Annotated in this window: 10 protein-coding genes; all 10 read left to right on the forward strand. The window is 60.1% G+C overall.

Features of this window, described 5'->3' with window-relative positions; genetic code table 11:
• Positions 1-161: 161 nt before the first annotated feature.
• The 10 genes from HGP13_RS11250 (at position 162) to HGP13_RS11295 (ending at position 12,264) form a co-directional block, all read left to right on the forward strand.
• Positions 162-1,244 carry an ABC transporter ATP-binding protein gene (locus HGP13_RS11250; protein WP_170136657.1) on the forward strand — a complete coding sequence of 361 codons (1,083 nt, stop codon included), beginning with the start codon at positions 162-164 and terminating at the stop codon, positions 1,242-1,244.
• Positions 1,245-1,273: 29 nt separating this feature from the next.
• Positions 1,274-2,323, forward strand: a complete 1,050-nt coding sequence (locus HGP13_RS11255) for an ABC transporter substrate-binding protein (protein WP_109658969.1) — start codon at positions 1,274-1,276, stop codon at positions 2,321-2,323.
• Positions 2,324-2,345: 22 nt separating this feature from the next.
• On the forward strand, positions 2,346-3,647 hold the full coding sequence (locus tag HGP13_RS11260; RefSeq protein WP_109658970.1) for an ABC transporter permease: 1,302 nt from the start codon (positions 2,346-2,348) through the stop codon (positions 3,645-3,647).
• A 2-nt stretch (positions 3,648-3,649) separates the two neighbouring features.
• The gene (locus HGP13_RS11265; RefSeq protein ID WP_109658971.1) at positions 3,650-4,450 is read left to right on the forward strand and encodes an ABC transporter permease; all 801 of its coding nucleotides are present in this window, start codon (positions 3,650-3,652) and stop codon (positions 4,448-4,450) included.
• 4 nt (positions 4,451-4,454) lie between these two features.
• Positions 4,455-5,813, forward strand: coding sequence for an FAD-binding oxidoreductase (locus HGP13_RS11270; protein WP_109658972.1), 1,359 nt, complete (start codon positions 4,455-4,457; stop codon positions 5,811-5,813).
• Between the two features lie 12 nt (positions 5,814-5,825).
• Positions 5,826-6,632, forward strand: a complete 807-nt coding sequence (locus tag HGP13_RS11275) for an IclR family transcriptional regulator (protein ID WP_109658973.1) — start codon at positions 5,826-5,828, stop codon at positions 6,630-6,632.
• A gap of 261 nt (positions 6,633-6,893) precedes the next feature.
• Positions 6,894-8,384 carry an aldehyde dehydrogenase gene (locus tag HGP13_RS11280; protein WP_109658974.1) on the forward strand — a complete coding sequence of 497 codons (1,491 nt, stop codon included), beginning with the start codon at positions 6,894-6,896 and terminating at the stop codon, positions 8,382-8,384.
• 77 nt (positions 8,385-8,461) lie between these two features.
• Positions 8,462-10,507: an FAD-dependent oxidoreductase gene (locus HGP13_RS11285; protein WP_109658975.1), complete on the forward strand. Its 2,046-nt coding sequence runs from the start codon at positions 8,462-8,464 to the stop codon at positions 10,505-10,507.
• Positions 10,508-10,516: 9 nt separating this feature from the next.
• Positions 10,517-11,839, forward strand: a complete 1,323-nt coding sequence (locus HGP13_RS11290) for an aspartate aminotransferase family protein (RefSeq protein ID WP_245951616.1) — start codon at positions 10,517-10,519, stop codon at positions 11,837-11,839.
• Positions 11,840-11,877: 38 nt separating this feature from the next.
• Positions 11,878-12,264, forward strand: coding sequence for a RidA family protein (locus HGP13_RS11295; protein WP_109661182.1), 387 nt, complete (start codon positions 11,878-11,880; stop codon positions 12,262-12,264).
• Positions 12,265-12,273 lie beyond the last annotated feature (9 nt).

Below are 12,273 nucleotides of genomic sequence, written 5' to 3' on the forward strand. Positions count from 1 at the left end.
CATCGAGAAATGCTGCAACGCACAATTTCAATGCCAGACCGTAGCCGGTCAGAATTTTTGCATAGGGATTGACGCAAGCCAAACCAAGTGCTTCTATTCTCGATATTCAATAATGATTCTCAATAATCGAGAACGATGGAATGGGAGAAGGGCCTTCAGCCATGGTTCACCACCCGATGCATGTCGGCATGACCGGCATATCCAAAACCTATGATGGCCATAGCTTCGTGGTTCGCGATCTCAACCTTGAGATCACGAAGGGCGAATTCCTGACGCTTCTGGGTCCTTCGGGATCGGGCAAGACGACGACGCTGATGATGCTCGCCGGCTTCGAATATCCGTCAGGCGGTGAAATCACGCTCGACGGGCGGCCGATCCAGGACAAGCCGCCGGAAAAGCGGAACATCGGCATGGTGTTCCAGAACTATGCCCTCTTCCCGCATATGACGGTCGCCGAGAATGTTGGTTATTCGTTGCGGGTGCGCGGCTCCTCCAGGCAGCAGATCGCCACGCGCGTCGGCGACGCGCTGGCGATAGTCCAACTTTCGGACCTGGCGCAACGCAAGCCCACGGCCTTGTCGGGCGGTCAGCAACAAAGGGTCGCGCTGGCTCGAGCGCTCGTCTTCGAACCCAGCCTGGTGCTGATGGATGAGCCGCTCGGCGCCTTGGACAAGAAGCTGCGCGAGGATTTGCAGCTCGAAATCCGCCGGATCGCCGATCGGCTTGACCTGACAGTCGTCTATGTGACGCACGATCAGCACGAAGCGCTGACGATGTCCGACAGGATCGCCATTTTCAACGACGGCCGCATCCAGCAGATCGGTTCGGCGCAAGATATCTACGGCCATCCCGCGAGCCGCTTCGTGGCGGAGTTCGTTGGCGACAACAACTGCCTTGACGCGAAGGTCGTCTCGATCGAAGGCGACCTGGCGCGTGCAAGGCTTGCCGGCGGCCAGGAAATTTGGGCGCGCAGCAGCGTTCACACGAAGGTTGATCAACAGGCGACGATCGCCATCAGGCCGGAGAGCGTCCGCATCACCGGGCAGGACCGCGCCGCAACGCTCAGCGGGCAGGTCAGCGACATCATTTACTGCGGCGACCAGTTCCGGATCCACGTCGAACTGCCGGGCGGGGAACGGTTGATTGCGAAGAGTTCATCATCGTTGGGACTCCAGATGGAGATGGGCAGTCCCGTCCTTCTCGACTGGGAGCCCCGCGATGCCTGGGCGCTTGACGGCAGATAACACAACCGAAAATCCAGAGAGGACATCACATGCCACGAGCACGTTCATTCAAACAATCGTTCCTTGCCGGACTTGTCTTGATCGCGGTCAGTTTTCCAGCCCTGGCAGACGGCCTGACCGTCGTTTCCTGGGGTGGGGCTCTGCAGGAGGCACAGACAAAGGCATTTCTCGATCCTTATGCAAAAGCCAACAACATCACCGTCTCCCAGGACACCTGGAGCGGCGAACTGGCCAAGCTGCGCGCCATGGTCGATAGCGGCAATGTCGCCTGGGACGTCATCGACGTCGATCCGCAAACAGGGGCGACCGCCTGCGACCAGGGATTGCTTGAGAAGATTGGTGCTGACGCGGCCTTCAAGTCCGCGGGTCTCGTTGATGGCGCCCTTACCGATTGCGCGGTGGGAACGAGCGTCTACGCCACGATCCTGGCGTTTCAGAAACAGGCGTTCCCGCAGGCCCCTACCAAATTGACCGACATTTTCGACACCAAAACCTTCCCCGGCAAACGCGGTGTGCGCAAGAGTCCGGTGGACACGCTCGAACTCGCCCTGCTCGCCGACGGTGTCGCGGCGTCGGACGTCTATACCACGCTCGCAACGCCCGCCGGCGTTGACAGAGCCTTCAAGAAGCTCGACACGATCAAGAAGGACATCGTCTGGTGGGAGGCCGGCGCCCAACCGCCGCAGTTGCTCAAATCCGGCGAGGTGAAGATGGCGCTGGCCTGGAACGGCCGCATCGCGGACGCCAACGCCAAGGAAAATGCCGATCTTGGGATCGCCTGGACCAATCAGATCCGTGGCTTTGACATGTGGGTTATCCCATCCGGGTCGAAGAACCTTGCAGCCGCCAAGCAGTTCGTGGCCTTCAGCGTCAAGCCGGATGTCAACGCCACCTTGAGCACCTACATCGCATACGGTCCGACCGTAAAGGCGGCCAGCGCTCTGGTTGCCAAGGACGTGCTGCCGAACTTGCCGTCTGCCCCGCAAAACAGCGAGGGCGCCTTGGCCCAGGACGGCGCATTTTGGGCCAAAAACGGTGACGCGCTGAACGCCCGCTTCTCCAGCTGGATTTCCCAGTAAGTCGAGTGGTGGGAGTTCTCGCATGACACTACCGTACGGTGACGTGGGCCTGATGATGACGCAGAATGATACCCCTGCTGCCAAGGCCGCGGCACCGTCGGTTCGGGTCGTTCGCTCATCGATCAGGAGCGACAGCCACCGAAGGGCAGTTCGGGCTGCGCTTCCGGCGGCGCCGCTCCTGATTTTTCTGCTTGTGTTCCTGGTGATCCCGATAGGTTCGATCGTTCATACGGCGGTATCGGATGGGGAAATCGCCAGAGCCCTGCCGCTGACAACGCAGGCGCTTCAGGCCTGGGACGGAGATGATGTGCCGCTCAGCGCCGTCTACATGACATTTGGTCAGGAGCTCGAGGCCGCGGGACATGCTGGGTCAGTACGCCCGCTAAGCCGTCGGGTGGGTTACGAATTGTCGCGCGGGGCGAACATCATCCTTGGTGCCCAGCGGATACTCTCCGAGGATTTCGACCGCGCCGACCCACAGGCCTGGAAGGCCCAGTTGATCAAGGCGGACCCGGCCTGGGGACAGAGCGGTGTCTGGAGCATCTTCAAGCACTATAATGGTCGCTACAGCGCCTTCTATTTGCGCTGGGCGACAGGCTTTCCTGTAAAGATCGAAGCCGATGGTCGGTTGTCTCAGGAAACGAGTTATGATTTCCGGTCGATCTATCTAAGGACGATCCTGATTAGCCTTGTTGTGACGGGGCTTACGATCTTGATCGGATACCCAGTCGCCTATGTCATAGCCAATGCCAGTGGGCGCACAGCCGCAGTCCTCCTGTTCTTCATTCTCCTGCCGTTCTGGACCTCGCTGCTCGTGCGAACAATGTCGTGGATCGTCTTCCTTCAGACCAACGGCGTTCTCAACGCCACGCTGGCTGGAACGGGACTAATATCAGAGCCGCTGCCCCTCCTTTACACGCGCCTGGCGACCATTATCGCGATGATCCAGATCCAGTTGCCGTTCACGGTCTTGCCCATGATCAGCGTGATGCGGGCGATCCCGACGAACCAGGTCAAGGCCGCTCGGAACCTTGGGGCAGGGCCACTCCGGGCCCATGCAACTATTTTTCTGCCGCAGGCGGTTCCAGGCATTGCCGCCGGCGGACTTCTCACCTTCGTACTGTGCCTTGGCTTTTATCTGACGCCCGCATTGGTGGGTGGACCGTCCGATCAGATGGTGAGCTTCTTCATTGCCAGGTTTACCAATGAGGATCTGAATTGGGGGCTTGCCTCGGCCCTTAGCGTCATACTCATCTTGGGGGCCGGCCTCGTTGCTCTGCCCCTTGCGCGACATGTCGCGCGTCACTCATCGGATCGGATATGAACATGGGCCGCCGCGTCTACACTGAGTTTCCCGCCTACATTCGTATGCCGCTTTATGGATTTGTTGGGATCGCACTTCTCTTGCTGATGCTGCCGCTGGCGGTCGCTCTCCCAATTTCGCTCAATGCCGATCCCTGGTTTACATACCCATTCCGTGCGTTGTCTCTTCGCTGGTTCGCGGAGCTTTTTTCCTCGCCCTTGTGGACCGGAGCAATGGTCAACAGCCTGGTGATTGCAATTTCGACCACGGTGGTCGCCACGACTCTGGGCACGCTCGCGGCGATCGGGCTTGTCAATCCACGGTTCCCTTTCCGCACCGCCGTGATGGCGCTTGCGATTTCACCGATGATCGTTCCTGTCGTCGTGCTGGGCCTTGGGCTGTTCATCTTCTTTTCGCCGCTCGGTCTCAACTATTCCTACGCCGGTGTCGTTATTGCACACACGATTTTGGCTTCGCCCTTTGTTGTCATCACCGTGACGGCCACGCTGACGCGCTTCGACTTCAACCTGATGCGGGCCGCGGCAGGTCTCGGCGCCGGCCGCCTGACGGCATTTCGAACCGTGATGCTTCCAATCATCGCGCCGGGCGTCGCGGCGGGCGCGGTCTTCGCCTTCGCCTCGTCATTCGACGAAGTGGTAATGGTCTTGTTTATTGCCGGACCTGAGCAGCGCACGCTTCCAAAGCAAATGTTCACGGGACTGCGTGAACAGCTCGATCCGACGATCCTCGCCGCCGCCACGGTGATGATCGTACTGACGAGTTGCCTGATGGCTATTGCCTACAACGTCAATAAGAATAGGTAACGTAATGCTGCACATCATGTCGCAAGACACAGGCAAGATCGGTGCGTTGCAGACCGGATTGTTCGCGAACGATTATCGCGAGGAACCCTATTGGTGGTCGGCGGCGCCGCTGCCTTCGGCCGACGAAAACAACGAACCGGCCGGCCTTGGCGGTAGGGCTGATGTCGTCATCGTTGGCGGCGGCATCACGGGCCTAGTGGCAGCGATTTATCTGGCGCGCGCGGGTTGTGACGTTGCTGTTGTCGATGCGCAGAGGATCGGCGAGGGCGCTGCACGCCGCAATGCCGGCTTTGTTGGCCGCACGCTGAAGCGGTCCGTCGAATGGCTGGCGCAAAAGTCGGGGCGCGAGCACGCGTTGAAAGTTTATCGTGAGCTTGACGCCGCCATGCGTGGTGTTCAGGCCTTCGTCGAGCGCGAGGGCATCGAATGCCACTACCAGACCTGCGGCCGCTTCATTGCCGCCAATTCGACGGCTCATTTTCGAGCCTTGATCGCCGAACTTGAACAGACCCGACAGGCCGTCGGGTTCGATTATTCCGTGGTCGAGAAACATGACGTTCATGCAGAAATCGCCTCCGACAGCTACCATGGCGGCGCGGTCATTCCAGATCTCGGTTCAATTCATCCCGGGCTTTATCACGCGGGCCTTGTCCGCAAGGCGCTCGATGCTGGTGTCAGGCTGTATCCTCTCACCAATGTCGTGGGCATCGATCACACTGCGAATGAGAAGACCGTTCGAACGTCAAGAGGCGACATTGCTGCCCCTCATGTCATTGTCGCCACCAATGGATATACGAGCCGCGACCTCAGGTGGCTTGCAAGGCGGGTAATTCCTTTCCGTGGTTTTGTCATTGCAACCGAGCTGTTGCCACCTGAAACAATCGACAAGGTGATACCGCGCCGCCGCACCTATCTCGACACCAGGATGAACATCGATTTTATTCGCACCGCACCTGATTCGAGCCGCATTCTGTTTGGCGGCATGACTGGTACAGCGAGCCCGACGGCGACGCCGCTCGCAGGCGCGCTCCGCGATCGCCTTGTGAGAATCCTGCCTGACCTCAAGGGTGTCCGCCTCAGCCGTGCATGGACCGGGCACTGCGCGGGAACTTTCGATTTCATGCCCCATATCGGCACGAAGGACGGCGTGCACTTTGCCCTCGGCTACAACTTTGCCGGCATTCCTCTTGGAACACATTTTGGGGAGAAGCTTGCTGCCCGAATTCTTCAACGGGGAGACATGTCTTCGGCCTTCGACGTCGAAAAATTTCCTACGGTGCCATTCTTTAACGGCTCGCCGTGGTTCGTGCCCTTGGCTATGCGCTATTTCGACTGGCATGATGATCGAATCGCAAAGGGCTAGAGCGCAGGCATCATGGACAAGAGCACATCGGGCAAAGCGGCTACTGAAAAGCCTCTGGAGCGCTATGTGCGTATTCTCGAGATCGTCGCCGGCTTTCCAGGCGGCATCTCGGGAACCGCCGTCGGCGAGATGCTCGATCTGCCGAAAGCCTCGGCCTACAGGCTGATGAAGAGCTTGGCTGATGTTGAACTGATCGAGCAGAGCGGCCCAAGCGCGGCCAATTTCAAGCTTGGGCGACGGTTGGAAAGACTGCTCTTTTCAGGTGCGAGCGACGACTGGTTCAAGGTCGTTGCGCGTCCGACGTTGCAAGAGCTTTCAGAAAAAACCGGCCAGGCCTGCTTCATCGCGCGACTGTCGGGCGACAGCGTGCGCAGCCTCGACATGGTCGCGCCCGGCGATCTGGTCAGGGCCTATATTGTCCCGGGGCACGAAATCCCGGCGCACGCCGGCGCCTCGGCCAAGGCAATCCTCGCCTTTCAGGATCCGAACTTCATCGCTTCGGTGCTCGACAAGCCGCTCAAGCGGTTCACGGCTGCGACCAAAGTCGACTTCGACGTCCTCGTGGAAGAACTGCAACTCGTGCGCAAAACCGGTGTGGCCTATTGCATCGGTGAAGATGTCGACGGATTTGCAGCGATCGCCGCGCCGATCAGGATCGATGGGCAGCGCACGCAGCATAGCCTGTGTGTCACGGGCACGATCCAGGGAATTATCGACACCAACCGAGAAACTAACGTCGCAGTGGTCAAGCGTCTGGCGGAGAAACTGTCTAAGATCCTGGAAAAACAATTCCGGCATACGTTAAAAAGTACAGCCTGAGTCCAGAAAATCCTTGCCTGCTCGGCAGCGTTCGGTAGTAACCGAAGCGCTCTATTTGCACGTATTATTATAAAAGTTGTGTTTTTCGCGCAACGTTTGAGGGTATTTTCGCAAGAAATATCTGACGAACGTCGTCGATGGCGCTCGTCTTTTGAGAAATCATTGCGGAACATTGCGATATTGTGTTGACAGCCAGCGACCGAAAGGTCTAATTTCTCATTAATTGACTGCAGGTATCGATTATCGAGAAAGGTAGCTTCCATGAGTGCGATCGACTGGCGTCAAGCCGCGTCCAATCTCAATCTCCGCAAACAGGCATTCATTGGCGGAAAATTCGTCGACGCGGTGTCGGGTGGGGTGTTCGACGCGATCAATCCCTCCAATGGAACAACGCTTGCCCAGATAGCGTCGTGCGACGCGACGGATGTCGACCTGGCGGTGCGCTCCGCGCGCGGCGCCTTCGAGTCTGGCTCCTGGTCGCGGCGCTCACCGAGCGATCGCAAGAAAGTGCTGCAGCGCTTCGCCGAGCTGATGCATCAGCACGGTGATGAGCTCGCCCTGCTCGAGACCTTGAATATGGGCAAGCCGATCTCGGACGCGCGCTCAATCGACGTTCCGGCATCTGCCAATACGATCGCCTGGTACGCCGAGGCGATCGACAAGATCTACGACGAGATTGCTCCGACCGGCAGCGGTGCTCTGGGCATGATTACGCGTGAGCCTGTCGGCGTCGTGGCGGCGGTCGTCCCATGGAACTTTCCTTTGCTGATGGCATGCTGGAAACTCGGGCCAGCGCTCGCAGCGGGCAACTCGGTCATTCTCAAGCCTGCCGAGCAGTCACCGCTCTCGGCGATCAGGCTTGCCGAACTCGCGGCGGAAGCCGGTATTCCCGATGGCGTGTTCAACGTGGTCACCGGCCTTGGCGAGACCGCGGGCAAGGCGCTTGGCCTGCACATGGATGTCGATGCGGTGACGTTCACGGGTTCGACTGAAGTCGGCAAGCTCTTCATGAGCTATTCCGCCCAGTCGAACATGAAACGCGTGGCACTCGAATGCGGCGGCAAAACCCCGCATATCGTCATGGCCGATTGCGGCAACCTCGACGAAGCCGCGACGGCGGCGGCTTACGGCATCTTCTTCAACCAGGGTGAGGTCTGCAACGCCGGCTCACGTCTTCTCGTGGACGCCAAGATCAAGGACGCGTTTCTCGAGAAGGTGATTGCTGTCGGGAAAACGCTGACCGTTGGCGACCCTCTCGATGCGGCCACGAAGCTGGGCGCCATGGTCAGTCAGGTTCAAATGGATCGTGTGCTCGACTACATCGATATCGGCGCCAGGGAAGGGGCCGAGCTCAAGTCCGGCGGCAAGCGTGTCCTCAGCGAGACCGGCGGCTACTACATCGAGCCGACCGTTTTCGACAATGTCAGCAACAAGATGCGGATTGCGCAAGAGGAGATCTTCGGCCCCGTCCTTGCCACCATCTCCTTTTCCGGGGCGGAGGAGGCGGTCGCGCTTGCCAACGACACCATCTATGGCCTGGCCGCAGCTGTTTGGACCGACAACATCGACGTCGCGCTGTCCACCGCTCGCCGGCTTAGAGCGGGCTCTGTCTGGATCAACAACTTTGATGAGAGCAACATTACAATGCCCTTTGGCGGCTACAAGCAGTCGGGCTTCGGACGGGACAAATCGCTGCATGCGATCGACAAATACACCGAGCTGAAGGCAACCTGGATCAAGATCCGCGCCTAGCGGTCGTACTGGCTTCATCCCCTGACAAAGCACGCCCTTCGTCCTTCTTTGAGGCGAAGACACAGAAAGAGCCATGCATGCGCGATCCACGCTTCGATATCCTGTTCGAGCCGGTGCGGATCGGACCTGTTGTCGCTCGCAATCGGTTCTACCAGGCACCTCACTGCAACGGCATGGGCAATTTGCGACCGCAAGCCCATGCCGCCATGCGCGGTATCAAGGCCGAGGGCGGATGGGCGGTGGTCAACACCGAGCATTGTTCGGTTCATCCCTCAGGCGACCTCATGCCGGAGGTTCTGCAGATGCTGTGGGATGACGGCGACATTCCACCGCTCGCTTTGATGGTCGAAGCGGTCCACGAGCACGGCTCGCTGGCCGGCGTGCAACTCGCCTATCCCGCCTACTACAACGCCAATCGCATGACCCGCGACGTGCCGCTCGGCCCGATGGACCGACCCGTCAGCGGACACCATCCGGTCCAGGTTCGCGCCATGGACAAGTCCGACATCAAGGCACTGCTGGGATGGTGGAAGGCGGCGGCGCAGCGGGCGCGCAAGGCCGGCTTCGACATTCTCAATGTCGACGGCAATTTCTCCACCATCGCCTTCCAATTCATTTCGCCCCGCAATCAGCGCACCGACGAATATGGCGGCTCGCTGAAAAACCGGGTTCGCCTTCTCAAGGAATTGATCGAGGCAACGCGAGAGGGTGGCGGCGATGCCTGCGCGGTGAGCGTACGTCTGATCATCGATGAACTGTTTGGCCCCGAAGGACTTCGCGCCGCGGACGAAGGGATAGAGGCCATAGGCTTGCTCGCCGAACTGCCGGACCTGTGGGATCTCGTCGTTGGAACCTGGGCCGACGATTCGCCGACCTCCCGCTTCGCACCCGAGAACGACCACGAGCCGTTCATGACCGGGATCAAGGGCGTCACCACCAAGCCGGTCGTCGGTGTCGGGCGCTTCACTTCGCCCGACACGATGGCAAGCCTGATCCGTCGCGGCGTGCTTGACATGATTGGCGCCGCGCGCCCCTCGATCGCCGATCCCTTCTTGCCGAAGAAGATCGAGGAGGGGCGCTACGAAGATATCCGCGAGTGCATTGGCTGCAACATCTGCGTGTCCAGCCACTTTGCCATGACGAACCTGCGCTGCACGCAAAACCCGACCATGGGCGAAGAATGGCGTCGCGGCTGGCATCCCGAACGAATTTCCACCAAATCAAGCGATGCGACCGTGCTCGTGGTTGGCGGTGGGCCAGCGGGTCTCGAATGCGCCCGGGCGCTCGGTCAGCGCGGCTACCAGGTAACCTTGGCCGAGCGTCAAAGCCGTCTCGGTGGCCGCGTGACCCTTGAGGGCGAGCTGCCGGGTCTGCGTGAGTGGCTGAGGGTCCGCGACTGGCGCGTCACTCAGCTCGACAAACTCTCGAATGTCGGTGTCTATCTCGAAAGCGATCTCGGATTGGCCGATGTTCTCGAGTTTGACGCCGATGAGGTCGTGCTCGCGACTGGATCGCAATGGCGCGCCGATGGCGTGGGGCGCGCGGCGTTCAAGCCGCTTGCATTGTCAGCCAGCGTGCCCGTGTTCACACCGGACGACATCATGGGCGGCAATATCCCTTCGGGCCGCATTATCGTCTATGACGACGACCACTACTACATGGGCGCCGTGATCGCTGAAAAGCTGGCGCTGATGGGCAATAATGTGACGTTGGTCACGCCAGCGGCCGACGTCTCCTCCTTCACGATCAACACGCTTGAAAACATTCGAACAGCAAAGCGGCTATATGAGCGTGGCGTTGGAATGGTTACGCACATGGCGCTCGCCGGTGCGCATGAAGGCCAGGCCCTCTTCGTCGATGCGCGAACAGGCGCAACGAGCCACCGGGAGACCGACGCCCTTGTCCTCGTCACAGCGCGGCTACCTCGCAACGAACTGTTTGAAGCGCTGAGCGCCCGTCTTGACAGGGGTGACGCAGGCCGACTGCGCCGTGTCTCGCGCATCGGGGATTGCGAAGCGCCGGCCGCCATCTATGCCGCCGTCTATTCGGGGCACCGTTTTGCTCAAGAATTCGACAACGGCCATCCGACCTTGCGTCGCGAGCGGATCAATCTTGCCACGTAGAACCAAGTGATGAGCGACCTTATGTCAGCACCAGCGACACCAAATTCCGAAAACCTCTATGCCCGTGCCCGCGAGGTCATGCCTGGCGGGAACACGCGCACGACCGTCTATCGCAAGCCGCATCAAATCTATGCCTGGCGCGGCGATGGCTGCCGGATCACCGATGTCGATTGCCATGTCCGGATCGACGCCTTGGGGAACTTCACCTCTCTGATTCATGGCTATGGCAATCGCCAGATCCTCGAGGCTGCCACACGGCAGCTCGAGGCCGGCACATGTTTCGGCATGCCCACCGAGAGTGAGATCCGGCTGTCGGAAATCCTGTGCGACCGTCTGCCGTCCGTCGAGCAGCTTCGTTACACCAATTCCGGCACTGAAGCGGTGATGAACGCGATCAAGGCGGCGCGCGCCTATACCGGCCGACCGAAGATTGCAAAATGCGAGGGCGCCTACCACGGGACCTACGATCCAGCCGAGACAAGCCAGGACGCCACCCCCGCCACCTGGGGCGACATCGACAGGCCGGGATCCGTGCCGACCGCCAAGGGGACACCCCAGGGCGTGCTCGACGATGTCGTCGTCATTCCCTTCAACAACACGCCTGTAGCCGAGGCAATCCTTCGCGCCAGCGGCAACAGCCTGGCGGCCGTGCTCGTCGATGTCATGCCCAATCGCGCAGGGCTGGTGCCGGCTAAGCCCGAATATCTGGCGATGCTGCGGCGGGTTACGCGCGAGCTTGGGGCGCTGCTGATCCTCGACGAGGTCATCACCTTTCGCCTTGGCTACAATGGTGCGCAGGGCCGTTTCGACATCGATCCGGATTTCACCACGCTGGGCAAGATTATCGGTGGCGGCTTCGCCATCGGCGCCATCGGCGGCCGCGCGGAGGTGATGTCGGTGTTCGATCCGAGCAAGGGTCCGCCCGCGGTGCCGCATGGCGGCACATTCAGCGCCAATCCCATGTCCATGTCGGCAGGGATAGCCGCTCTGGAGGAATTGACCCCTGCCGCATTCGAGAAGCTCGAGGCGCTCGGTGATCGATTCGACCAGGGTATTGGTGCCTGTTTTGCCCGACACGGGATCAAGGGGCAGGTTGCCGGACTGGGTTCGCTGCGGCGTGTCCACCTGACGGACGCACCGCTGAGCGACTACCGCTCCACATTCGCCGCAGATGGCGCCGCGCGGGTATCGGCCCTCGCCAAGGCGTTGTTCGACGAAGGCGTGATCATTGCAGGCAATGGATTGATGGCGTTCTCCACTGCCATGGAAGATGCCGATATCGACGAAATAGTGCGGGCCTTCGACCGGGCATTGCTGCCTTTCGCATCATGATAGCGGCAGGAAACTCCAGGGCAGCCAAGGAGTGGCACATGAAAAGGGCCAGGGTCGACGTGAACAACAAGTGGGGCGCGGCTATCGGTTATTCCCGGGCGGTGCGCGCCGGAAACATCATTGTTGTATCGGGCACTTCCGCCTCTGGACCCGATGGGGCACTTCACCCCGGCGATGCGGAACAACAAACCATCGTGGTTCTGCAGCGCATCGGTGCTGCGTTGCACGAACTCGACGCCTCGATCGACGATATTGTCGAGACGCGCATTTTCTTGCGCAACATGAGCGACTGGGAGGCCGTCGGCAAAGCCCACGGCTCCGTTTTCGGCGCCATTCGACCCGCAACGACGATGGTGCAGGCGGGAGCACTAATCGACGAGAGCCTTCTCGTCGAGATCGCCGCCACTGCCATCCTTGCAAGCTGAGAGGGTAGT

It is taken from the genome of Mesorhizobium sp. NZP2077, from assembly GCF_013170805.1.
In the GTDB taxonomy this organism is placed as follows: Bacteria; Pseudomonadota; Alphaproteobacteria; order Rhizobiales; family Rhizobiaceae; genus Mesorhizobium.